This window comes from Buttiauxella agrestis (genome assembly GCF_900446255.1).
GTDB classification, from domain to species: domain Bacteria; phylum Pseudomonadota; class Gammaproteobacteria; order Enterobacterales; family Enterobacteriaceae; genus Buttiauxella; species Buttiauxella agrestis.
Window position 1 is genome coordinate 4,691,480 of sequence record NZ_UIGI01000001.1, and the last position, 25,462, is coordinate 4,716,941.

At 49.7% G+C, this 25,462-nt stretch carries 14 protein-coding genes, 5 tRNA genes and 3 rRNA genes; 1 reads left to right on the top strand and 21 read right to left on the bottom strand.

Annotated elements, in window-relative coordinates; translation table 11 throughout:
* Nucleotides 1-79 precede the first annotated feature (79 nt).
* The 13 genes from rpoC to DY231_RS22250 all read right to left on the bottom strand — a co-directional run bounded on the left by rpoC (nt 80) and on the right by DY231_RS22250 (nt 14,171).
* Entirely contained in the window at nt 80-4,306 is a 4,227-nt protein-coding gene (gene rpoC / locus DY231_RS22190) for a DNA-directed RNA polymerase subunit beta' (RefSeq protein WP_034492303.1), read from the bottom strand.
* Nucleotides 4,307-4,391: 85 nt separating this feature from the next.
* On the bottom strand, nt 4,392-8,420 hold the full coding sequence (gene rpoB / locus DY231_RS22195) for a DNA-directed RNA polymerase subunit beta (protein WP_115631572.1): 4,029 nt from the start codon (nt 8,418-8,420) through the stop codon (nt 4,392-4,394).
* 324 nt (nt 8,421-8,744) lie between these two features.
* Nucleotides 8,745-9,110 (bottom strand): 50S ribosomal protein L7/L12, encoded by a 366-nt coding sequence (gene rplL, locus DY231_RS22200; RefSeq protein ID WP_034461801.1) that lies wholly within the window; start codon nt 9,108-9,110, stop codon nt 8,745-8,747.
* A gap of 66 nt (nt 9,111-9,176) precedes the next feature.
* Nucleotides 9,177-9,674 (bottom strand): 50S ribosomal protein L10, encoded by a 498-nt coding sequence (gene rplJ / locus DY231_RS22205; protein ID WP_034461803.1) that lies wholly within the window; start codon nt 9,672-9,674, stop codon nt 9,177-9,179.
* Nucleotides 9,675-9,969: 295 nt separating this feature from the next.
* Complete coding sequence (gene rplA, locus DY231_RS22210; RefSeq protein ID WP_034492299.1) at nt 9,970-10,674, bottom strand: 50S ribosomal protein L1; 705 nt, start codon at nt 10,672-10,674, stop codon at nt 9,970-9,972.
* A 3-nt stretch (nt 10,675-10,677) separates the two neighbouring features.
* A complete protein-coding gene (gene rplK / locus DY231_RS22215; protein ID WP_034492296.1) occupies nt 10,678-11,106 on the bottom strand; it encodes a 50S ribosomal protein L11 in 429 nt (142 codons plus the stop codon).
* 159 nt (nt 11,107-11,265) lie between these two features.
* Nucleotides 11,266-11,811 carry a transcription termination/antitermination protein NusG gene (gene nusG, locus DY231_RS22220; RefSeq protein ID WP_034461806.1) on the bottom strand — a complete coding sequence of 182 codons (546 nt, stop codon included), beginning with the start codon at nt 11,809-11,811 and terminating at the stop codon, nt 11,266-11,268.
* Between the two features lies 1 nt (nt 11,812).
* Complete coding sequence (gene secE, locus DY231_RS22225) at nt 11,813-12,196, bottom strand: preprotein translocase subunit SecE (protein ID WP_034461807.1); 384 nt, start codon at nt 12,194-12,196, stop codon at nt 11,813-11,815.
* Between the two features lie 235 nt (nt 12,197-12,431).
* A complete protein-coding gene (gene tuf, locus DY231_RS22230) occupies nt 12,432-13,616 on the bottom strand; it encodes an elongation factor Tu (protein WP_115627101.1) in 1,185 nt (394 codons plus the stop codon).
* 111 nt (nt 13,617-13,727) lie between these two features.
* A tRNA-Thr gene (locus tag DY231_RS22235) sits at nt 13,728-13,803 on the bottom strand.
* Between the two features lie 5 nt (nt 13,804-13,808).
* Nucleotides 13,809-13,883 (bottom strand) — tRNA-Gly (locus DY231_RS22240).
* Between the two features lie 117 nt (nt 13,884-14,000).
* A tRNA-Tyr gene (locus DY231_RS22245) sits at nt 14,001-14,085 on the bottom strand.
* Nucleotides 14,086-14,095: 10 nt separating this feature from the next.
* Nucleotides 14,096-14,171: transfer RNA gene (locus DY231_RS22250), tRNA-Thr, on the bottom strand.
* Between the two features lie 672 nt (nt 14,172-14,843).
* On the opposite strand from DY231_RS22250, the gene coaA reads away from it, so the two are divergent.
* On the top strand, nt 14,844-15,794 hold the full coding sequence (gene coaA / locus DY231_RS22260; RefSeq protein ID WP_218568345.1) for a type I pantothenate kinase: 951 nt from the start codon (nt 14,844-14,846) through the stop codon (nt 15,792-15,794).
* A gap of 25 nt (nt 15,795-15,819) precedes the next feature.
* Here coaA and birA read toward each other — a convergent pair whose 3' ends face one another.
* The 8 genes from birA to trkH all read right to left on the bottom strand — a co-directional run bounded on the left by birA (nt 15,820) and on the right by trkH (nt 25,419).
* Complete coding sequence (gene birA, locus DY231_RS22265; protein WP_115631575.1) at nt 15,820-16,782, bottom strand: bifunctional biotin--[acetyl-CoA-carboxylase] ligase/biotin operon repressor BirA; 963 nt, start codon at nt 16,780-16,782, stop codon at nt 15,820-15,822.
* Nucleotides 16,779-17,807, bottom strand: a complete 1,029-nt coding sequence (gene murB, locus DY231_RS22270) for a UDP-N-acetylmuramate dehydrogenase (protein ID WP_115631576.1) — start codon at nt 17,805-17,807, stop codon at nt 16,779-16,781. The genes birA and murB overlap by 4 nt, the downstream gene beginning before the upstream one ends.
* 149 nt (nt 17,808-17,956) lie before the next feature.
* Nucleotides 17,957-18,072, bottom strand: a 5S ribosomal RNA gene (gene rrf, locus DY231_RS22275).
* A 112-nt stretch (nt 18,073-18,184) separates the two neighbouring features.
* A 23S ribosomal RNA gene (locus DY231_RS22280) occupies nt 18,185-21,093 on the bottom strand.
* A gap of 218 nt (nt 21,094-21,311) precedes the next feature.
* A tRNA-Glu gene (locus DY231_RS22285) sits at nt 21,312-21,387 on the bottom strand.
* Nucleotides 21,388-21,472: 85 nt separating this feature from the next.
* Nucleotides 21,473-23,012: ribosomal RNA gene (locus tag DY231_RS22290) — 16S ribosomal RNA — on the bottom strand.
* The 16S, 23S and 5S rRNA genes sit together here with 1 tRNA gene alongside, the layout of an rRNA operon.
* Nucleotides 23,013-23,421: 409 nt before the next feature.
* Nucleotides 23,422-23,955, bottom strand: a complete 534-nt coding sequence (gene hemG / locus DY231_RS22295; protein ID WP_115631577.1) for a menaquinone-dependent protoporphyrinogen IX dehydrogenase — start codon at nt 23,953-23,955, stop codon at nt 23,422-23,424.
* Between the two features lie 12 nt (nt 23,956-23,967).
* On the bottom strand, nt 23,968-25,419 hold the full coding sequence (gene trkH / locus DY231_RS22300; RefSeq protein ID WP_034461629.1) for a Trk system potassium transporter TrkH: 1,452 nt from the start codon (nt 25,417-25,419) through the stop codon (nt 23,968-23,970).
* Nucleotides 25,420-25,462: the final 43 nt, after the last annotated feature.

Below are 25,462 nucleotides of genomic sequence, written 5' to 3' on the forward strand. Positions count from 1 at the left end.
ATTCAGTTTTAACGCTTCAGATTTCAGGCATAAAAAAACCGCTCTTTCGAGCGGTTTTTGTTTTTGGCGTCTCTAACGATTAATCGTTATCGTTACCGCCCAAGTTACCCGCGTTCAACAATTCTGCCAGGCTGGCAGTTGCATCTGCTGCAGTTACCTGAGGAACAACAGGTGCTTCACCCGCTGCACGACGGCGCATACGATCCTGGTGATACGCATAACCCGTACCAGCTGGGATCAGACGACCCACGATAACGTTCTCTTTCAGGCCGCGCAGTTCGTCACGTTTACCCGCAACAGCTGCTTCGGTAAGCACACGAGTTGTCTCCTGGAACGATGCCGCGGAGATGAAGGACTCGGTTGCCAGAGAGGCTTTGGTGATACCCAGCAGATCACGTGAGAAGGACACGTTGATTTTGCCGTTCGCTTCCAGTTCGCGGTTAGCGATCTTGACGCGAGAGTATTCAGCCTGCTCACCTTCCAGGAAGTCAGAGCTACCAGCGTTAACGATGGTTGCTTTACGCAACATCTGACGCACGATGACTTCGATGTGTTTATCGTTAATCTTAACGCCTTGCAGACGGTAAACGTCCTGCACTTCGTTGGTGATGTAACGAGTCACAGCATACACGCCACGCAGACGCAGAATGTCATGCGGAGATTCTGGACCATCGGAAACAACGTCACCGCGTTCTACAACTTCGCCTTCGAACACGTTCAGCTGACGCCACTTAGGAATCATCTCTTCGTAAGCATCGCTGCCGTCGAGTGGAGAGATTACCAGACGGCGTTTGCCTTTGGTTTCTTTACCGAAGGAGATGATCCCGCTGATTTCAGCAAGGATAGCTGGCTCTTTCGGACGACGCGCTTCGAACAGGTCAGCAACACGTGGCAGACCACCGGTGATGTCTTTGGTACCACTGGATTCCTGAGGAATACGCGCCAGGGCGTCACCAGAGTGAATCTGAGTACCATCTTCCAGCTGAACAATCGCTTTACCTGGCAGGAAGTACTGAGCTGGCATATCTGTACCAGGGATCAGAACGTCGTTGCCTTGAGCATCAACAATTTTCAGTGCTGGACGCAAGTCTTTACCACCCGCGGTACGTTCTGCAGAATCCAGAACAACCAGAGATGACAGACCTGTCAGTTCGTCAGTTTGACGAGTAATGGTCTGGCCGTCGATCATGTCAGTAAAGCGGATGAAACCACTTACTTCAGAAACGACTGGCATTGTGTGCGGATCCCAGTTTGCTACGGTCTCGCCCGCTGCAATCTGCTCGCCATCACCTTTGCCCATTACCGCACCGTAAGGAACTTTATAGCTCTCTTTAGTACGACCGAATTCGTCAATCAGTTTCAGTTCAGTGTTACGAGAAGTCACTACCAGTTTACCGGCAGAGTTCACAACAGACTTCGCGTTGCTGAGCTTGATGCTACCTTTGTTCTTAACCTGAATGCTGGATTCAGCAGCAGAACGAGATGCCGCACCACCGATGTGGAACGTACGCATCGTCAGCTGAGTACCAGGTTCACCGATGGACTGTGCCGCGATAACCCCGATTGCTTCACCTTTGTTGATGATGTGGCCACGAGCCAGGTCACGACCATAGCAATGCGCACATACGCCGAAGTCGGTTTCACAACCCACAACAGAACGTACTTTCACGCTATCAACAGAGTTAGCTTCTAACAGGTCACACATTTGCTCATGGAGCAGAGTGTTACGCGTAATCAGAATATCAGCAGTACCAGGTTTCAGTACGTCTTCCGCCGTTACACGACCCAATACGCGGTCACGCAGTGGCTCTTTAACGTCGCCGCCTTCGATAACCGGAGTCATCGTGATACCTTCGAGGGTGCCACAATCGTCTTCGGTAACAACCAGATCCTGTGCAACGTCAACCAGACGACGCGTCAGATAACCGGAGTTCGCAGTTTTCAGTGCGGTATCCGCCAGACCTTTACGAGCACCGTGCGTGGAGATGAAGTACTGGAGTACGTTCAGACCTTCACGGAAGTTCGCGGTGATTGGCGTTTCGATGATGGAGCCATCTGGCTTAGCCATCAGACCACGCATACCAGCCAACTGACGAATCTGTGCCGCAGAACCACGAGCACCGGAGTCGGCCATCATGTAAATGCTGTTGAAGGAAACTTGCTGCTCTTCGACGCCGTCACGGTTAATAACGGATTCAGTTTGCAGGTTGTCCATCATCGCTTTAGATACACGATCGTTCGCCGCAGCCCAGATATCGATAACTTTGTTATAACGCTCGCCCGCTGTTACCAGACCGGACTGGAACTGTTCCTGAATCTCAGCAACTTCAGCTTCCGCTTCAGAGATGATTTCAGTTTTCTTAGCTGGGATGACCATGTCATCGATACCAACAGAAACACCTGAACGCGCTGCATAAGCAAAGCCGGTGTACATAGTTTGGTCAGCAAAGATTACTGTCGGTTTCAGACCCAGAATGCGGTAACAAGTGTTCAGCATTTTGGAAATGGCTTTCTTACCCAACGCCTGGTTGATGATGGAGTAAGGCAGACCTTTCGGTACGATCATCCACAAAATCGCACGACCAACGGTGGTGTCGATAATGCTGGTTTTCGCAACGAATTGTTCGTTTTCGTCTTTTTCATACTCTGTGATACGCACTTTAACACGCGCATGCAGAGAGGCCAGACCTGCGCGATAAATACGCTCAGCTTCTTTAGGGCCAGTCAGCACCATGCCTTCGCCTTTGGCGTTAACACAGTCACGGGTCATGTAGTACAGACCCAATACAACGTCCTGAGAAGGAACGATGATTGGCTCGCCGTTCGCTGGTGACAGGATGTTGTTGGTAGACATCATCAGCGCACGCGCTTCCAACTGAGCTTCAAGCGTCAGTGGAACGTGTACTGCCATCTGGTCACCATCGAAGTCGGCGTTATATGCCGCACAAACCAGCGGGTGAAGCTGGATAGCTTTACCTTCGATCAGTACTGGCTCAAATGCCTGGATACCCAAACGGTGCAGAGTTGGTGCACGGTTCAGCAGTACCGGGTGTTCGCGGATAACTTCGTCCAGGATATCCCAAACGACAGCTTCTTCGCGCTCAACCATTTTCTTCGCAGCTTTAATGGTGGTAGCAAGACCACGCAGTTCCAGCTTGCCGTAGATGAACGGTTTGAACAGCTCCAGTGCCATTTTCTTAGGCAGACCGCACTGATGCAGACGCAGGTATGGACCTACGGTGATTACAGAACGACCGGAGTAGTCAACACGTTTACCCAACAAGTTCTGACGGAAACGACCCTGCTTACCTTTGATCATATCGGCCAAAGATTTCAGAGGACGCTTGTTAGAACCCGTGATCGCACGACCGCGACGGCCGTTATCCAGCAGGGCATCTACCGCTTCTTGCAACATACGTTTTTCGTTACGTACGATGATGTCAGGAGCAGCCAGATCCAGCAGGCGTTTCAAACGGTTGTTACGGTTGATAACGCGACGGTACAGATCGTTCAGATCTGACGTTGCGAAACGACCGCCATCCAGCGGAACTAATGGACGCAGATCTGGCGGCAGAACCGGCAGAACTGTCAGGATCATCCACTCTGGTTTGTTACCAGACTGAACGAACGCTTCCAGCAGTTTGATACGCTTGGTCAGCTTTTTACGTTTGGTTTCGGAGTTGGTTTCGTTCAGCTCTTCGCGCAGAGTTTCACACTCTTGCTCCAGATCCATGTTTTTCAACAAGGCCTGAATAGCTTCCGCACCCATCTTCGCATCGAATTCGTCACCGAACTCTTCCAGCGCATCCAGATACTGCTCTTCAGTCAGGATCTGACGACGCTCGAGGTTGGTCATGCCGCCTTCGATTACCACATAAGATTCGAAGTAAAGAACACGTTCGATATCACGCAGTGGCATATCCAGCAGCAAGCCGATACGAGACGGCAGAGACTTCAGGAACCAAATGTGTGCAGTTGGGGAAGCCAGTTCGATGTGACCCATGCGCTCACGGCGCACTTTAGTTTGGGTTACTTCAACGCCGCACTTCTCACAAATTACACCACGGTGTTTCAGGCGCTTGTACTTACCGCACAGGCACTCATAGTCTTTCACTGGCCCAAAAATACGAGCACAGAACAGACCGTCACGTTCTGGTTTGAACGTACGGTAGTTAATGGTTTCCGGCTTTTTAACTTCGCCGAACGACCATGAACGAATCATGTCTGGCGATGCCAGAGCAATTTTGATCGCATCAAACTCTTCGGTCTTAGTTTGCGCTTTCAGAAACTTAAGTAAGTCTTTCACGGATTAGCTCCCGTCGGAGTGAGACTTCTCAGAGACGTCCGGTGTGACCCGGACATCCTGTAACCAGTACAGCAGATACGAGTGATTACTCGCCTTCCAGCTCGATGTTAATACCCAGCGAACGGATTTCTTTCAACAATACGTTGAAGGATTCCGGCATGCCTGGTTCCATCTGATGGTTACCATCCACGATGTTTTTATACATCTTGGTACGGCCATTAACGTCATCAGACTTAACAGTCAGCATTTCCTGCAGGGTATAAGCAGCACCGTAAGCTTCCAGTGCCCACACTTCCATCTCACCGAAGCGCTGACCACCGAACTGAGCCTTACCACCCAGCGGCTGCTGAGTAACCAGGCTATAAGAACCGGTAGAACGCGCGTGCATTTTGTCATCAACCAAGTGGTTCAGTTTCAGCATGTACATGTAACCTACGGTTACTGGACGCTCAAACTGCTCACCGCTACGGCCGTCGAACAGTGTGATCTGGCCGGAAGTCGGCAGGTCACCCAATTTCAGCAGCTCTTTGATTTCCGACTCTTTTGCACCGTCGAAGACAGGAGTAGCAATCGGCATACCTTTTTTAAGGTTCTCAGCCAGACGCAGAACTTCATCGTCGGTGAAGGTGTTCAGGTCAACTTTCTGACGAACATCTGAACCCAAATCGTATGCTTTCTGGATAAATTCACGCAGCTTGGAAACTTCTTCGTGCTTCTTCAGCATAGCGTTGATTTTCTCGCCGATGCCTTTCGCAGCCATACCCAAGTGGGTTTCCAGAATCTGACCGATGTTCATACGAGATGGTACGCCCAGCGGGTTCAGTACGATGTCAACCGGTGTGCCGTTTTCATCGTAAGGCATATCTTCGATCGGGTTGATCTTGGAGATAACACCTTTGTTCCCGTGACGACCAGCCATCTTGTCACCAGGTTGGATCTGACGTTTAACGGCCAGATACACTTTAACGATTTTCAGCACGCCAGGTGCCAGGTCATCGCCCTGAGTGATTTTGCGGCGTTTAGCTTCAAGTTTCTTCTCAAACTCGTGCTTCAGCTCGTCGTACTGCTCTGCCAGCTGTTCCAGCTGGTTTTGCTTCTCTTCGTCAGTCAGACCCAGTTCCAACCAGCGATCGCGTGGCAATTTGTCGAGCTTCTCAGCTTCAACACCGCCAGCAACCAGCACAGCATGGATACGAGCAAACAGACCAGCTTCAAAGATTTGCAGTTCTTCAGTCAGGTCTTTCTTCGCCTGCTTCAGCTGCATCTCTTCGATTTCCAGCGCGCGCTTGTCTTTTTCCACGCCATCGCGGGTAAAGACCTGCACATCGATAATGGTACCGGAAACGCCGTTTGGTACGCGCAGAGAAGAGTCTTTAACGTCAGACGCTTTCTCACCGAAGATTGCACGCAGCAGTTTCTCTTCTGGAGTCAGCTGGGTTTCACCTTTAGGCGTTACCTTACCAACCAGAATGTCACCACCGGTCACTTCAGCACCGATATAAACGATACCGGATTCATCCAGTTTGGAGAGAGCAGCTTCACCCACGTTAGGGATATCAGCGGTGATCTCTTCTGGCCCCAGCTTGGTGTCACGAGACACACATGCCAGTTCCTGGATGTGAATAGTTGTGAAACGATCTTCCTGAACAACACGCTCGGATACGAGGATGGAGTCTTCGAAGTTGTAACCGTTCCACGGCATGAACGCTACGCGCATGTTCTGGCCAAGAGCCAGTTCACCGAGGTCAGTAGACGGACCGTCTGCCAACACGTCGCCACGTTCAACTGGCTCACCCAGAGATACACAAGGCATCTGGTTGATACAGGTGTTCTGGTTAGAACGGGTATATTTGGTCAGGTTGTAGATGTCGATACCAGCTTCACCAGCCAGCATTTCGTCTTCGTTAACTTTGATAACGATACGAGACGCATCAACGTACTGAACAGTACCGCCACGTTTAGCAACCGCAGTAACACCGGAGTCAACAGCAACAGCACGTTCCATACCTGTACCAACCAGCGGCTTATCAGCGCGCAGAGTTGGAACGGCCTGACGTTGCATGTTCGCACCCATCAATGCACGGTTGGCGTCATCGTGTTCCAGGAACGGGATCAGGGACGCACCGACGGAAACCACCTGTTGGGTGGAAACGTCCATGTAGTCAACCTGGTCGTTGCTGAACAAGCTTGATTCGCCTTTGCTACGGCAAGTTACGAGGTCGTCGACGAAACGGCCTTCTTCGTCCAGGTTGGTGTTCGCCTGAGCGATAACGTAGTTACCTTCTTCAATAGCAGAAAGGTAATGAATCTCGTCAGTCACAACACCTTCAACAACGCGACGATACGGAGTTTCTAAGAAACCGTATTCGTTAGTCTGTGCATACACAGACAGGGAGTTGATCAGACCGATGTTTGGACCTTCAGGGGTTTCGATTGGACATACACGACCGTAGTGGGTTGGGTGTACGTCACGTACTTCGAAGCCTGCGCGCTCACGGGTCAAACCACCCGGGCCGAGTGCGGAGATACGACGTTTGTGCGTAATCTCAGATAACGGGTTGTTCTGGTCCATAAACTGAGACAGCTGGCTGGAACCGAAGAACTCTTTAACCGCAGCAGAGATAGGCTTGGCGTTGATCATATCCTGAGGCATCAGGGTATCGAGATCGCCCAGCGACAGACGCTCTTTAACCGCACGCTCAACACGTACCAGGCCAACGCGGAATTGGTTTTCCGCCATTTCGCCTACGGAACGGATACGACGGTTGCCGAGGTGGTCGATATCATCCACTTCGCCCTGGCCGTTACGAATGCCGATCAGCTTACGCATTACCTGGATGATGTCGTCTTTGCTCAGGATACCTGAACCTTCGATCTCATCACGCAGCAGGGAACGGTTGAACTTCATACGACCAACCGCTGACAAGTCATAACGGTCTTCGGAGAAGAACAGATTCTCGAACAGATTTTCAGCCGCTTCCCGAGTTGGTGGCTCGCCAGGACGCATCATGCGATAGATTTCAACCAGCGCGCTCAGGCGATCATTGGTTGGGTCGACACGGATGGTCTCAGAAATGTATGCGCCGTGATCCAGGTCGTTGGTAAACAGCGTTTCGATACGCTTATGACCACACTGGCTCAGCTTAGCCAATAGATCCAAAGACAGTTCCATGTTCGCCGGGCAAATCAGTTCGCCAGTCGATGCATCAACGTAGTCTTTAGCCGCGACTTTACCAGCAATGTATTCAACCGGAACTTCGATAAGCTTAATATCGTCTTTTTCCAGCTGGCGAATATGGCGCGCAGTGATACGGCGGCCTTTTTCGACATAGATTTTGCCGTCAGCTTCGATGTCAAAGGATGCAGTCTCACCACGAAGGCGTTCTGGCACCAATTCCATCTGCAGCTTGTTGTCGCGGATTTCGAAATTAACTTTCTCAAAGAACAGATCAAGAATCTGCTCAGTGGTGAACTGTAACGCACGCAGAATAATGGTCGCTGGTAATTTGCGGCGACGGTCAATACGTACGAACAAGTTATCTTTCGGGTCGAATTCGAAATCCAGCCAGGAACCACGGTAAGGGATGATACGTGCGTTATACAGCACCTTCCCTGAAGAGTGGGTTTTACCTTTGTCACTATCGAAGAACACGCCTGGGCTACGGTGTAACTGAGAAACGATAACACGCTCAGTACCGTTGATAACGAAGGTGCCGTTATCAGTCATGAGTGGAATTTCACCCATGTAGACTTCTTGTTCTTTAATATCTTTAACGGTGCCTTCCGGCGCTTCACGCTCGTAGATCACCAGACGCAGTTTTACGCGCAGGGGAGCGGAATACGTCACGCCGCGGATCTGACATTCTTTAACGTCAAATACCGGCTCACCCAGACGATAGCTCACATATTGCAGCTCAGAGTTACCGCTGTAGCTTGCAATAGGGAACACGGAACGGAAAGCCGCTTCCAGACCGTACTGGCCTTCAGGATCTTGCTCGATGAACTTCTGGAACGAGTCAAGCTGGATAGAAAGGAGATAAGGAATGTCCAAAACTTGTGGACGCTTTCCAAAATCCTTACGAATACGTTTTTTCTCGGTATAGGAGTAAACCATAGGGTTCCTCAGCTCGCTGACAAGTCGACCCATCTGCCCGACAAGGGGACAGTTTGTGCAACACTATTTTGTGGACCGGAAAGTGGAACACTTTCCGCAATACCTGTTTCTATCACTCTTAAACCATTTCGCTACGCTTTACCCCGGAACTCCCGGCATAGAAAGTCGTAGTATATTAAGTCGTAGATAGAGACAAGCATTGAAAGGCAACCAGCAGTCAAACAGTGTGAAATGCTACTGGTACCCTACAGCGCAAAAAGGCTGGTGACTAAAAAGTCACCAGCCATCAGCCTAATTTCTCAGGCTGCAACCGGAAAGGTTGGCTTATTTAACTTCAACTTCAGCGCCAGCTTCTTCCAGAGATTTCTTCAGAGCTTCTGCGTCATCTTTGCTCACGCCTTCTTTCAGCGCAGCTGGAGCGGATTCAACCAGGTCTTTAGCTTCTTTCAAGCCCAGACCAGTTGCGCTACGTACTGCTTTGATGACGGCAACTTTGTTAGCGCCAGCAGCTTTCAGAATAACGTCGAACTCAGTTTTCTCTTCTACAGCTTCAGCAGCAGCAGCAGGGCCTGCAACAGCAGCAGCAGCGGAAACACCGAATTTTTCTTCCATTGCAGAAATCAGTTCAACAATGTCCATTACAGACATAGCGGATACTGCTTCAATGATTTGATCTTTAGTGATAGACATAACAATTGTTCCTGAAAATCAGAATAAGTTTATACGTAAGCAAATGCGTGAGAAAGAAAAGTGCTATTAAGCAGCTTCTTTCTGATCGCGTACAGCAGCCAGAGTGCGAACCAGTTTGCCTGCAGAGGCTTCTTTCATGGTTGCCATCAGGCGTGCGATTGCTTCTTCGTAAGTTGGCAGAGTTGCCAGGCGATCGATCTGGGCCGCCGGGATCAGCTCACCTTCAAAGGCTGCAGCTTTAACCTCGAATTTTGCATTCGCTTTAGCGAATTCTTTGAACAGACGAGCAGCAGCGCCCGGGTGTTCCATAGAATATGCAATCAAGGTTGGACCAACAAACGTGTCTTTCAAGCACTCAAACTGAGTACCTTCAACAACGCGGCGCAGCAGGGTGTTACGAACAACACGCATGTAAACGCCAGCTTCACGACCTGCTTTACGCAGTTCAGTCATTTTACCTACGGTAACGCCACGGGAATCCGCAACAACCGCAGACAGCGCACCTTTGGCTACTTCGCTGACTTCAGCAACAATCGCTTGTTTGTCTTGAAGATTTAAAGCCATTAGCTTTGCTCCTGGATATTAGCCGGGGTTGCCCCCGGAACTCACTTCATTCATTACCAAAACGATAATGAACGTCGAAATACGGTGAGCAGAAACAAGCCAAAGACTATCAAAAATATTCTTCAGGTTCTGTCACCGTCTACGCAGGCAATTAAGTCTCTTGCGAAACACCTGCGGTCTTGGACGGAGGCCTGGATAAGGCCAGGCTCCAACCGAAAATTCTTTGTGCCCTGCATTGCAAGGCAACGGGCGTAAGATTTTAGACTAATCTTTCGCCCGCGTAAAGCAGTGAATCTTAGTTCACTACTGCGCTCAGACCTGACTGGTCGATCGCAACACCTGCACCCATAGTGGTAGACAGGCTAACTTTCTTAATGAAAACGCCTTTAGCTTGAGTTGGTTTAGCTTTTTTCAGCGCAACCAGCAGAGCTTCCAGGTTTTCTTTCAGTTTGTCAGTGTCAAAATCCACTTTACCGATGGTGGTGTGAATGATGCCGTTTTTGTCGTTACGGTAACGAACCTGACCTGCTTTAGCGTTCTTAACCGCTTCAGCAACGTTAGGAGTTACAGTACCAACTTTCGGGTTAGGCATCAGGCCACGTGGACCCAGTACCTGGCCCAGTTGGCCAACAACGCGCATTGCATCTGGAGATGCGATAACAACGTCGAAGTTCATTTCGCCTTTTTTGATCTGGTCAGCCAGATCTTCCATACCTACCAGCTCAGCGCCAGCAGCTTTAGCTGCTTCAGCGTTAGGGCCTTGGGCAAATACGGCTACGCGAACTGAACGGCCAGTACCGTGCGGCAGTACAGTTGCACCACGTACGTTCTGGTCAGATTTACGAGCGTCGATGCCGAGGTTTACAGCAACGTCAACGCTTTCTACAAATTTCGCAGTGGCCAGCTCTTTCAGCAGGGCAACGGCTTCGTTGATGTCATACTGTTTAGTTACATCAACTTTGTCACGGATCACGCGCATGCGCTTGGTCAGTTTAGCCATTTCTTAATCCTCCACTACCAGGCCCATGGAACGAGCAGTACCTTCGATGGAGCGAGTCATCGCTTCAACGTCAGAACCAGTCATGTCCGCAGCTTTGGTTTCTGCGATTTCACGCACCTGAGCACGGGTCACTTTACCCACTTTGTCTTTGTTCGGCTTACCGGAACCAGACTTGATACCCGCAGCTTTCTTCAACAGAACAGCAGCCGGTGGAGTTTTAGTAACGAAGGTGAAAGAACGGTCAGCATAAACGGTAATAACAACCGGAATTGGCAGACCTTTCTCCAGGGATTCAGTTTTTGCGTTGAACGCTTTACAGAATTCCATGATGTTCACACCTTGCTGACCCAGAGCTGGACCAACTGGTGGACTTGGGTTCGCCATACCAGCTGCAACTTGCAGCTTGACGTAGGCTTGTACTTTCTTAGCCATCTTAATTTCCTCTAGTGGGTTATAGCGCCTTACAGAATGAAGGCTCCCCGTGAATAAATCGTTTTACGTGTACGAGACCCGTAAAAACAAAAGGCGCGAAATTGTAGTCCAATCTCGCGCCTTGTGCAACGAATAATCGCTGCTTTTACAACCTGATTATTAGGCTTTCTCTACTTGAGCAAAATCAAGCTCAACCGGCGTAGCACGACCGAAGATAGATACAGAAACCTTCAAGCGGCTCTTTTCGTAATCTACTTCTTCAACTACACCGTTAAAGTCTGCAAACGGGCCATCGCTGACTCGTACCATCTCGCCTGGCTCAAACAACGTTTTAGGACGCGGTTTATCACCAACCTGCTGCAGGCGGTTCATAATCGCATCAACTTCTTTATCGCTGATTGGTGCAGGACGGTCAGAAGTACCGCCGATGAATCCCATTACGCGCGGAACGCTACGCACTAAGTGCCAGCTCGCGTCGTTCATAACCATCTGGACCAGAACATAGCCCGGGAAGAATTTACGCTCGCTTTTGCGACGTTGGCCACCACGAATTTCGACGACTTCTTCAGTCGGAACCATGACTTCACCAAACAACTCTTCCATGTTGTGCAATTTGATATGCTCACGCAGCGATGTTGCTACGCGGCCTTCAAAACCGGAAAACGCCTGAACGACGTACCAGCGCATTTTAGGGGCTTCAGACATCTCAGAACCTCAGGCCAGTAATAAAAGAAACCAGGCGGACAAGAATACCATCCAGCCCCCACAAAATCAGTGACATTACAGCGGTAACTGCTGCCACGATTAAGGTGGTGTGTAAAGTTTCCTGGCGAGTTGGCCAAATCACTTTACGAACTTCGGTTCTCGCTTCGCGGGCGAAAGCAACAGTCGCTTTGCCTTTCGTCGTTAACAGCGCGACACCACCCGCTGCAGCAATCAGAACAACCACTGCCAGGGCACGCAGAGGCAGAGATACATCACGATAAATGTAGTTGCCCACGATCGCCACAATCAGCAGAGCAGCAACTGCCAGCCATTTCATCGCTTCCAGGCCGCGCCCGCTTCCTTGAGCTTCGGTATTCGCACTCATAAACCAACCCGTCACAGTAATTCAGACAAACATTTTTGCCCCGCATATGCGAGGCAAAACCAAACCGAATGGCAATTTTTCAGGCACTATTCGGTATAACGCCTTCTTCAGAGCCTGTCTCAGCAATGATTATGAGTAAAAAATCACTGATGAGCCAGGTTCTGGGCAGAGAGCGTACAAAAAGGGCATCAAATGATGCCCTTTTCTTGCGCGTTGCGTCAAATGTTATCAGCGATTAAGCGATAACTTTAGCAACAACACCAGCGCCTACAGTACGGCCGCCTTCACGGATTGCGAAACGCAGGCCGTCGTCCATTGCGATTGGGTGGATCAGGGTAACAACCATCTGAATGTTGTCGCCCGGCATGACCATCTCAACGCCTTCTGGCAGTTCGATGGTACCAGTCACGTCAGTTGTACGGAAGTAGAACTGTGGACGGTAGCCTTTGAAGAACGGAGTATGACGGCCGCCTTCATCTTTGGACAGGATATAAACTTCTGACTCGAACTGAGTGTGCGGCTTGATAGAGCCTGGCTTAGCCAGAACCTGACCACGTTCGATATCTTCACGCTTAATACCACGCAGCAGAACACCAACGTTCTCGCCAGCACGGCCTTCGTCCAGCAGTTTGCGGAACATTTCAACGCCAGTACAGGTAGATTTCACGGTATCTTTGATACCAACGATTTCTACTTCTTCGCCCACTTTAACGATACCACGCTCTACACGACCGGTAACAACAGTACCACGGCCGGAGATGGAGAATACGTCTTCGATTGGCAGCAGGAATGGCTTGTCGATAGCACGCTCTGGTTCTGGGATGTAGTTATCCAGGTGGCCAGCCAGCTCGATGATTTTAGCTTCCCACTCTGCTTCGCCTTCCAGCGCTTTCAGCGCTGAACCACGTACAACTGGGATATCGTCGCCCGGGAAGTCATAAGCAGACAGAAGTTCACGAACTTCCATTTCTACCAGTTCCAGCAGCTCTTCGTCATCAACCATGTCACATTTGTTCATGAACACGATCATGAATGGAACGCCAACCTGGCGACCCAGCAGGATGTGCTCGCGGGTCTGTGGCATTGGGCCATCAGTCGCAGCAACAACCAGGATAGCACCGTCCATCTGAGCAGCACCGGTGATCATGTTTTTGACGTAGTCGGCGTGCCCTGGGCAGTCAACGTGCGCGTAGTGGCGAGTCGGGGTGTCATATTCAACGTGGGAAGTGTTGATGGTGATACCACGAGCTTTTTCTTCTGGTGCGTTATCGATCTGGTCGAATGCACGAGCAGAACCGCCGTAGGTTTTAGCCAGAACGGTAGTGATTGCTGCAGTCAGAGTGGTTTTACCATGGTCAACGTGGCCGATAGTACCGACGTTGACGTGCGGTTTTGTACGTTCAAATTTTTCTTTAGACATCGATTGTCCCTCTAAGACACGGATAAATCGGTGATATCACCACATCAACCAGGCTAAAGCCTGAATTTGTTGAATTCATTAACAGAAGAGAAACAGGGAGGATAAAGGAGGTGGTGCTGATAGGCAGATTCGAACTGCCGACCTCACCCTTACCAAGGGTGCGCTCTACCAACTGAGCTATATCAGCACATCTGGAGCGGGCAGTGGGAATCGAACCCACATCATCAGCTTGGAAGGCTGAGGTAATAGCCATTATACGATGCCCGCACTCTGGAACTCGGCTACCTGCTTGAATTCTGTATTGACCTGAGAAGAAGCTTCTCAGTATTCGAGTCGACTAGTTGGATCTCGTCGCCTCGGGCTACGCATAGCGCGGCCTGAAAATGGTGGTGGGGGAAGGATTCGAACCTTCGAAGTCGATGACGGCAGATTTACAGTCTGCTCCCTTTGGCCGCTCGGGAACCCCACCAAGCACTTGATGGTGCCGACTACCGGAATCGAACTGGTGACCTACTGATTACAAGTCAGTTGCTCTACCTACTGAGCTAAGTCGGCATCAAGTAGCGCGCATTCTAGGAACACCGGCTCCGTGATGCAACAAAAAAATTAAAGAAAATGCACTACCGCTTATATTTTGCGCGATAGCTCGTAAAAATGGTGGATTAATCAGCGTTTCGGTGTGATTTTTGTACGCAGAATCCAGCAGGGTGACCCTCAACTTACCGCACAGTTGTACCTGCACCGTGCAAAATGTCCTTTTTTAATGCCCTACGGTTACGCAAGTATCCTTTCATATGCATTGAAAGGGTAGTTATAGCGACTTCTGCGGCTTTGGATCACTTCTTACCTTTATGGATGTGTCCATATAAGGGGAAACCAATGGACTAAATCGCGCATCATCGATGGGTTATTGTGTGTAGATGTCCAGGCAAGTATGTCTGCCGAAGCATTCTATCGTTAATAAGGCATACAGATACCAGAGAGAGTTACCGGATTACATCTGTTCGCCGAATAGCGAGTTAAGGGTCCCGACCCAGGCGAGGTTTTCCTCTGAAAGCATCACCGCTATGTTTTTTTCTTATTATTATCCCCCATCTGGTGTTACCCTCCTGCCCATTGTGAAAAGATATATACGTTGCACGCCTTTGATTACCTGAGATGAGTCTCCTTTTCTCAGTCCGCGTACTACGTTCATTTTTGTCCTGAATTACAGGCAGAAGCATGCTTATGAGTAATAAAGAGCAAATGTTGACGACTCCTTATATGCACTTCAACCGCAACCAATGGGCAGCTTTACGCGACTCAGTGCCGATGACCTTGACTGAAGGTGAAATCGCACGGTTGAAAGGTATCAATGAGGACCTCTCTTTAGAGGAAGTGGCAGAAATTTATCTGCCACTTTCGCGTCTATTGAATTTCTATATCAGTTCGAACCTACGCCGCCAGGCAGTACTTGAGCAATTTCTCGGTACGAATGGGCAGCGTATTCCGTATGTTATTAGTATCGCGGGGAGTGTTGCGGTAGGTAAAAGCACCACAGCCCGTGTGTTACAAGCCTTGCTTAGTCGCTGGCCTGAGCATCGTCGCGTAGAGTTAATTACGACTGATGGGTTTCTGCATCCGAATAAAGTGTTGAAAGAACGCAATCTGATGAAGAAAAAGGGATTCCCGCAATCCTATGATATGCATCGTTTGGTGAAATTCGTTTCTGATATTAAATCAGGCGCGCCGAATGTGACCGCCCCAGTTTACTCTCATCTTATTTATGATGTCATTCCCGATGGGGATAAAACAGTTGCTCAGCCTGATATTTTAATTCTTGAAGGATTGAATGTTTTACAGAGCGGCATGGATTACCCACACGATCCGCATCATGTGTTTGTTTCAGACTTTGTCGACTTCTCTATATATGTCGATGCACCTGAAGATCTACTCCAGGATTGGTATATCACTCGCTTCCTGAAATTCCGTGAAGGTGCTTTTACCGACCCAGACTCTTATTTCCACAGCTACGCCAAGCTTTCAGAAGATGAAGCTGTTAACGTCGCATTACAACTCTGGAAAGAGATCAACTGGCGGAATTTAAAAGAAAATATCATGCCTACGCGTGAGCGCGCTAGCTTGATCATGACGAAAAGCTCGAATCATGAAGTCGAGTGTGTTCGACTGAGAAAATAAAAAATGGGGGTCGCCCCCCATTTTTTTAATTAACGCCGCGCAGTGATATTTCACCACCGACCCAAGGTTTAATTACACCATCCTGCTCTAATAGCAATCCACCCTGTTCGTTAATTCCTCTGGAAATACCGTGAATTTCTCTGTCACCTATTATTAACTTCACCTGACGGTTAATAAAGTTATCGAGTGATTCCCAACGAGGAAGAAAAGGAACTAAACCTTCATCTTCAAATAATTGTAATGCCTTACGCAACTCTTTTATTATTTTAATTGCTAATGCATTACGATCTATATTAATTCCAGCTTCCTGGAGATTAATCCAGCTTTGATTAATGACATCCGTTGCCACATTCCGCATTGCAAGGTTAATCCCTGCACCAATAACAATTTGCGCCGCATCACCCGTTTTACCGGTTAACTCAACCAGAATACCAGCCAACTTTCGATCGTTGAGATAGAGATCATTTGGCCATTTCACTCTGACATTTTCTGCACCTAGCTCTTGCAGAACTTCGGCCATAACAATCCCAATAACGAGACTTAAGCCCACCGCAGCTGCTGGCCCTTGTTCAAGTCGCCAGTACATAGACAGGTAAAGATTGGCCCCGAAAGGTGAAAACCATTGGCGCCCGCGACGACCACGGCCCGCCTGCTGGTATTCAGCAATACAAGCATCACCAGATTGGAGTTTGTCTAGCCTTTCAAGTAGATACTGATTAGTAGAGTCAATCACTGGGAGTACTGCAATTGATCCCGTATCAATTTGCGACTTTATCAGCTCTTCATTAAGTAACTGGATAGGGTCTGGCAGGCTGTATCCTTTGCCCGGCACAGTAAAAACATCCACGCCCCAGTCTCTTAGAGTTTGAATATGCTTATTAATAGCAGCTCGGCTCATACCTAGCTGCTCGCCTAAATGTTCGCCAGAATGAAACTCACCATCAGAAAGGATGCTAATCAGCGTTAGAGGAATTTTGTTATCTTTCATGCAATGGTCTCCACAGCGCTAACCTCACCAGATAGCCCGATAAAGCGAACTTCCGGCTCCAGCCACACATTAAATTTTTCTCCAACGCACTGACGAACATAATGCGCGAGATCCACAACGTTTTGGCTGGATGCGCTTTCTTCGTTTATCAATACCAGAGCTTGCTGTTTATGGACTGCGGCACCACCAATCTTGTAGCCTTTCAGTTGGCACTGATCGATTAACCAACCAGCGGCGAGTTTTACGGAACCATCGGTCTGCGGATAATGTGGAATAGCTGAAAAAGTAGACATTAACGTTGCTGCTTGTTCGGCCGTCACCACAGGATTCTTAAAGAAACTCCCTGCATTACCATTAACACGCGGATCGGGCAGCTTTGTCATACGCATGTGGCAAACGGAATTGAACACTTCTTGAGGGGTAACATTCGCGGCATCAAGGCGGGTCAGGTCACCATAAGTTAACACCGGCAGCCATTTTTTCGGTAGACGCAGACCGACGGCAATAATTGCATAGTGACTCTGATACTTGTGCTTAAAAATACTGTCGCGATAACCAAACTGGCACTGTGAATTATCCAGACGATGCATTTCACCACTGAGTAAATCAACACAATCTACGTAATCGCAAACACTCTTAAGCTCAACACCGTACGCACCAATATTTTGAATAGGCGAAGATCCTGCACAGCCCGGAATCAAAGCCAGGTTTTCGAGTCCTGGCATGCCATGCTGCAAGGTATATTCAACCAGCTGATGCCAGTTTTCACCTGCACCAACATGTAAATACCAGGCATCATCTTCCTCGGTAACCTGTATGCCTTTTATGCGGTTGATAATTACGGTGCCAGAATAATCTTCAAGAAAGAGAACGTTACTCCCTTCTCCCAGTAGCAACACCGGCATCTGTGCTGCAACCGCCTCGCTCCAGGCATCTTTTAGCTGCAACAGCGTTTCAGCAATGACAATATGTGAAGCGTTAGCCTGAATACCAAATGTATTGAAAGGCTTAAGAGAGGTGCTCATATCGGTATCTTTCCTGAGTTTAAACCCGGTTAGTTTACCTTATATGCCAGGGGTTGGCTTGTGTGAAGGGAGGCAGGAAGGAGTAATTGCATAAATCGCAGACAGCAAAAAGCCCTGTACGTCAGTACAGGGCTTTCCACTTATTTGGAGCCTGGCAGTTCCCTACTCTCGCATGGGGAGACCCCACACTACCATCGGCGCTACGGCGTTTCACTTCTGAGTTCGGCATGGGGTCAGGTGGGACCACCGCGCTGTTGCCGCCAGGCATATTCTGTTTCATCAACCGTTATGTTATCCACATAACCATCGACTTAAAATCTCGGTTCAAGCTGAAAATCAAATGCTTAGTCTCTCAACCAAAACACCTTCGGTGTTGTAAGGTTAAGCCTCACGGATCATTAGTACTGGTTAGCTCAACGTATCGCTACGCTTACACACCCAGCCTATCAACGTCGTAGTCTTCAACGTTCCTTCAGGGGAATCAAGTTCCCAGGGAGAATTCATCTCGGGGCAAGTTTCGCGCTTAGATGCTTTCAGCGCTTATCTTTTCCGCATTTAGCTACCGGGCAATGCCATTGGCATGACAACCCGAACACCAGTGATGCGTCCACTCCGGTCCTCTCGTACTAGGAGCAGCCCCCCTCAATTCTCCAGCGCCCACGGCAGATAGGGACCGAACTGTCTCACGACGTTCTAAACCCAGCTCGCGTACCACTTTAAATGGCGAACAGCCATACCCTTGGGACCTACTTCAGCCCCAGGATGTGATGAGCCGACATCGAGGTGCCAAACACCGCCGTCGATATGAACTCTTGGGCGGTATCAGCCTGTTATCCCCGGAGTACCTTTTATCCGTTGAGCGATGGCCCTTCCATTCAGAACCACCGGATCACTAAGACCTGCTTTCGCACCTGCTCGAGCCGTCACTCTCGCAGTCAAGCTAGCTTATGCCTTTGCACTAACCTCACGATGTCCGACCGTGATTAGCTAACCTTCGTGCTCCTCCGTTACGCTTTAGGAGGAGACCGCCCCAGTCAAACTACCCACCAGACACTGTCCGCAACCCGGATCACGGGTCTACGTTAGAACATCAAACATTAAAGGGTGGTATTTCAAGGTTGGCTCCATGCAGACTGGCGTCCACACTTCAAAGCCTCCCACCTATCCTACACATCAAGGCTCAATGTTCAGTGTCAAGCTATAGTAAAGGTTCACGGGGTCTTTCCGTCTTGCCGCGGGTACACTGCATCTTCACAGCGATTTCAATTTCACTGAGTCTCGGGTGGAGACAGCCTGGCCATCATTACGCCATTCGTGCAGGTCGGAACTTACCCGACAAGGAATTTCGCTACCTTAGGACCGTTATAGTTACGGCCGCCGTTTACCGGGGCTTCGATCAAGAGCTTCAGCTTGCGCTTAACCCCATCAATTAACCTTCCGGCACCGGGCAGGCGTCACACCGTATACGTCCACTTTCGTGTTTGCACAGTGCTGTGTTTTTAATAAACAGTTGCAGCCAGCTGGTATCTTCGACTGCCTTCAGCTCCATCCGCGAGGGACTTCACCTACCGACAGCGTGCCTTCTCCCGAAGTTACGGCACCATTTTGCCTAGTTCCTTCACCCGAGTTCTCTCAAGCGCCTTGGTATTCTCTACCTGACCACCTGTGTCGGTTTGGGGTACGATTCGTTGTTACCTGATGCTTAGAGGCTTTTCCTGGAAGTGCGGCATTTGTTACTTCAGCACCGTAGTGCCTCGTCATCACACCTCAGCGTTAGATAAGAGTCCGGATTTACCTAAACTCTCCGCCTACATGCTTAAACCGGGACAACCGTCGCCCGGCTAACATAGCCCTCTCCGTCCCCCCTTCGCAGTAACACCGAGTACAGGAATATTAACCTGTTTCCCATCGACTACGCCTTTCGGCCTCGCCTTAGGGGTCGACTCACCCTGCCCCGATTAACGTTGGACAGGAACCCTTGGTCTTCCGGCGAGCGGGTTTTTCACCCGCTTTATCGTTACTTATGTCAGCATTCGCACTTCTGATACCTCCACCAGACCTCACAGTCCAGCTTCAACGGCTTACAGAACGCTCCCCTACCCAACAACGCCTAAGCGTCGCTGCCGCAGCTTCGGTGCATGGTTTAGCCCCGTTACATCTTCCGCGCAGGCCGACTCGACCAGTGAGCTATTACGCTTTCTTTAAATGATGGCTGCTTCTAAGCCAACATCCTGGCTGTCTGTGCCTTCCCACATCGTTTCCCACTTAACCATGACTTTGGGACCTTAGCTGGCGGTCTGGGTTGTTTCCCTCTTCACGACGGACGTTAGCACCCGCCGTGTGTCTCCCGTGATAACATTCTTCGGTATTCGTAGTTTGCATCGGGTTGGTAAGCCGGGATGGCCCCCTAGCCGAAACAGTGCTCTACCCCCGAAGATGAGTTCACGAGGCGCTACCTAAATAGCTTTCGGGGAGAACCAGCTATCTCCCGGTTTGATTGGCCTTTCACCCCCAGCCACAAGTCATCCGCTAATTTTTCAACATTAGTCGGTTCGGTCCTCCAGTTAGTGTTACCCAACCTTCAACCTGCCCATGGCTAGATCACCGGGTTTCGGGTCTATACCCTGCAACTTAACGCCCAGTTAAGACTCGGTTTCCCTGCGGCTCCCCTATACGGTTAACCTTGCTACAGAATATAAGTCGCTGACCCATTATACAAAAGGTACGCAGTCACCCCATAAAAGAGGCTCCCACTGCTTGTACGTACACGGTTTCAGGTTCTGTTTCACTCCCCTCGCCGGGGTTCTTTTCGCCTTTCCCTCACGGTACTGGTTCACTATCGGTCAGTCAGGAGTATTTAGCCTTGGAGGATGGTCCCCCCATATTCAGACAGGATACCACGTGTCCCGCCCTACTCTTCGAGTTCACAGTATGTGTATTTTTGTGTACGGGAGTATCACCCTGTACCCTGCGACTTTCCAGACGCTTCCACTAATACACAAACTGATTCAGACTCTGGGCTGCTCCCCGTTCGCTCGCCGCTACTGGGGGAATCTCGGTTGATTTCTTTTCCTCGGGGTACTTAGATGTTTCAGTTCCCCCGGTTCGCTTCGTTAAGCTATGTATTCACTTAACGATAGTGCAACGAATTGCACTGGGTTTCCCCATTCGGAAATCGTCGGTTATAACGGTTCATATCACCTTACCGACGCTTATCGCAGATTAGCACGTCCTTCATCGCCTCTGACTGCCAGGGCATCCACCGTGTACGCTTAGTCGCTTAACCTCACAACCCGAAGATGTCTCGTGAGACACAATCGATGTTGTGAAAATTTGAGAGACTCGAACACACCGCATTTTCCTTTCTTATTACGGAGAAAGGAAACAGTGTGTCGTTTCAATTTTCAGCTTGTTCCGGATTTTTAAAGAGCAATATCTCAAACGTGACTCGAAAGTCAGTTTTGAGATATGTGTGATAATGTCTTTCACATCATTATCTTAAGATGGCGTCCCCAAGGGGATTCGAACCCCTGTTACAGCCGTGAAAGGGCAGTGTCCTGGGCCTCTAGACGATGGGGACACGATATCCCGTTGAAGGGATCGCTTGCTCATTTACTTCTATCAGACAATCTGTGTGAGCACTACGCGGGTTTGTATCTATTAGGTAAGGAGGTGATCCAACCGCAGGTTCCCCTACGGTTACCTTGTTACGACTTCACCCCAGTCATGAATCACAAAGTGGTAAGCGCCCTCCCGAAGGTTAAGCTACCTACTTCTTTTGCAACCCACTCCCATGGTGTGACGGGCGGTGTGTACAAGGCCCGGGAACGTATTCACCGTAGCATTCTGATCTACGATTACTAGCGATTCCGACTTCACGGAGTCGAGTTGCAGACTCCGATCCGGACTACGACGCACTTTATGAGGTCCGCTTGCTCTCGCGAGGTCGCTTCTCTTTGTATGCGCCATTGTAGCACGTGTGTAGCCCTACTCGTAAGGGCCATGATGACTTGACGTCATCCCCACCTTCCTCCAGTTTATCACTGGCAGTCTCCTTTGAGTTCCCGGCCGAACCGCTGGCAACAAAGGATAAGGGTTGCGCTCGTTGCGGGACTTAACCCAACATTTCACAACACGAGCTGACGACAGCCATGCAGCACCTGTCTCAGAGTTCCCGAAGGCACTAAGCTATCTCTAGCGAATTCTCTGGATGTCAAGAGTAGGTAAGGTTCTTCGCGTTGCATCGAATTAAACCACATGCTCCACCGCTTGTGCGGGCCCCCGTCAATTCATTTGAGTTTTAACCTTGCGGCCGTACTCCCCAGGCGGTCGACTTAACGCGTTAGCTCCGGAAGCCACTCCTCAAGGGAACAACCTCCAAGTCGACATCGTTTACGGCGTGGACTACCAGGGTATCTAATCCTGTTTGCTCCCCACGCTTTCGCACCTGAGCGTCAGTCTTTGTCCAGGGGGCCGCCTTCGCCACCGGTATTCCTCCAGATCTCTACGCATTTCACCGCTACACCTGGAATTCTACCCCCCTCTACAAGACTCTAGCCTGCCAGTTTCGAATGCAGTTCCCAGGTTGAGCCCGGGGATTTCACATCCGACTTGACAGACCGCCTGCGTGCGCTTTACGCCCAGTAATTCCGATTAACGCTTGCACCCTCCGTATTACCGCGGCTGCTGGCACGGAGTTAGCCGGTGCTTCTTCTGCGAGTAACGTCAATCACTGTGGTTATTAACCACAATGCCTTCCTCCTCGCTGAAAGTACTTTACAACCCGAAGGCCTTCTTCATACACGCGGCATGGCTGCATCAGGCTTGCGCCCATTGTGCAATATTCCCCACTGCTGCCTCCCGTAGGAGTCTGGACCGTGTCTCAGTTCCAGTGTGGCTGGTCATCCTCTCAGACCAGCTAGGGATCGTCGCCTAGGTGAGCCATTACCTCACCTACTAGCTAATCCCATCTGGGCACATCTGATGGCAAGAGGCCCGAAGGTCCCCCTCTTTGGTCCGAAGACGTTATGCGGTATTAGCTACCGTTTCCAGTAGTTATCCCCCTCCATCAGGCAGTTTCCCAGACATTACTCACCCGTCCGCCGCTCGTCACCCAGGAGCAAGCTCCCTGTGCTACCGCTCGACTTGCATGTGTTAGGCCTGCCGCCAGCGTTCAATCTGAGCCATGATCAAACTCTTCAATTAAAAGCTTGATTTGCTTCAACTCGTGAAGCGGTGCTCAAAAATTAACTTTCGTAATAATTCAACTAAATGAATTACTGCTTGGTCACTCTTCAAGACTTGATATTTTTTTGATACCCGAAGGTATCTGAGATATCAATCCTGCGAGTGCCCACACAGATTGTCTGATAAATTGTTAAAGAGCAGTGAGTCAGGCGCTTTCGCTTGCTAACTCGAGGTGGCGTATATTACGCTTTCCTCTTTCAGAGTCAAGCGTTTATTTTCGCTTTTCATCTGGCTGACGGCCCGGTTTGTAAGCCGTTGTGCCGTGTCAGTGGAGGCGCAGTATAGGGATTTTCCGGAAGCTGACAAGTGTTTATTGCAAAAAAATGACTGAGCGCCTCTTTTTTCGACAAAACGACCATTTTGTACATTATTTGCTGTTTAAATGGGCTATCTCTTGCGCGAAACGGGCCACCTGAGGCCAATCGGTATAAACAACTTCTTTACTAATATCTGTTTCGCCGCCAGTCATCTTCATGATTAAGCGAATCATCACGCGATCGTACCAACGATAACGCGGATAACGCAGCGCACCCGCAAACACCGCGCAGTGTTTTGGCTGCCAGGGGGACGTCAGCAAGAACTTGCGCGTATAAGAGTTAGTTTGTGGGGAGCGCTTCTCTGGTTTACGCGCCACCAGGTTTACAGAAAAGAAAGCGCTGGGGATCTTATTCAACGCTTGCTGATGCTTCTTCACGAAAGCCGCCACTGAAGAATGGAAATGCCCGTAACGGATAGAAGCACCAATCACTACACGTTCGTAATTGCCCCAGGCAATTTCGCCACTGCGATGCAAGTTAACCACATCACTCTCAACACCCAGCTCTTTCAGCTCAGATGCTATATAAGAAGCAATCTCGCGAGTTTGACCATCACGGGTCGAAAACAGAATTAAAGTTCTCACTACAGGCTCCGGTTACTCTCGCCAGAAAGTTGGCGTAAACAATACAAGTAAAGTAAACACTTCAAGACGACCAAACAGCATGTTAGCGATCAGTATCCATTTCGCCACAGGATTCATGCTGGCAAAGTTGTCTGCCACGACACCCAAACCAGGGCCAAGGTTATTCAGTGTTGCCGCCACGGAAGCAAAAGCTGAGAAGTCATCCACGCCCGTCGCAATAATCGCCAGCATACTCACGATAAAGACCAATGCATAAGCGGAGAAGAATCCCCACACCGCTTCAAGAATACGTTCGGGCAGCGCGCGGTTGCCGAGCTTGATGCTATATACCGCATTTGGGTGCACGAGGCGTTTCAGCTCGCGGTTCCCCTGCTTGAATAACAGTAGAATACGAATGACCTTCAGGCCGCCGCCCGTTGAACCCGCGCAACCCCCTATAAAAGCAGAGCACAGCAACAACACCGGTAAGAACAAGGGCCAACGCGCGATACTGTCGGTGGTGAACCCAGCGGTCGTGGCCATCGAGACAACCTGGAAGAATGCCTGATTCAGCGTTAACAGTGCCGTCTGGTAAGTATTATGGAACCACAATACCAGGGTACAAATAGCCACCAGCGTAAGTTGTACGCCAATGAACATACGGAATTCAGGGTCGCGCCAATAAACTTTTAAATTACGCCCGCTTAATAAAGAGAAGTGCAAACCGTAGTTACAACCAGAGATCAGCAGGAAGATGGCGATAATGGTATTAATGGTGGGACTATCAAAATAACCAATGCTGGCGTCATGAGTGGAAAACCCCCCAATCGCGATAGTCGCAAAACTATGGCCAATGGCATCAAACGCCGGCATGCCCGCAAACCAAAGTGCCAGAGCGCATGCAACGGTTAACAAGACATAGATGAGCCATAGGGTTTTTGCAGTATCCGCGATACGCGGGCGCATCTTATTATCTTTAAGCGGCCCCGGCATTTCAGCGCGATATAACTGCATCCCGCCCACGCCGAGTATCGGCAAAATAGCCACGGCCAGCACGATGATCCCCATGCCGCCAAACCACTGCAGCATTTGCCGATAAAACAGAATGGCGTGAGGAAGCGTATCAAGCCCGACTAGCGTCGTCGCCCCGGTAGTGGTTAAGCCCGAGAACGATTCAAAGAACGCATCGGTAATAGTGAGATTAGGCTGTTCCGCAAAAATAAAGGGCAACGCCCCCACGCTCCCCAGCACTGTCCAGAAGAGTACGACGATCAGGAATCCTTCTCGCGGTTTCAGCTCACTTTTTTGCCGCCTGTTAGGCCACCACAAAAAAGAACCAATGAGTAACGCTGCGAAGAAAGTCTGGGTGAAAGCTCGGCCAGCACCATCGCGATAAATTAAAGCTACCAACCCGGGAATAATCATGGTCACAGAAAATAAAATGACTAACAGACCAACGATTCGGGTTATGGCGCGAAAATGCATTTCAGCCGCTTCCTTAACTATCAAAAAATAACGAGAGGGAATT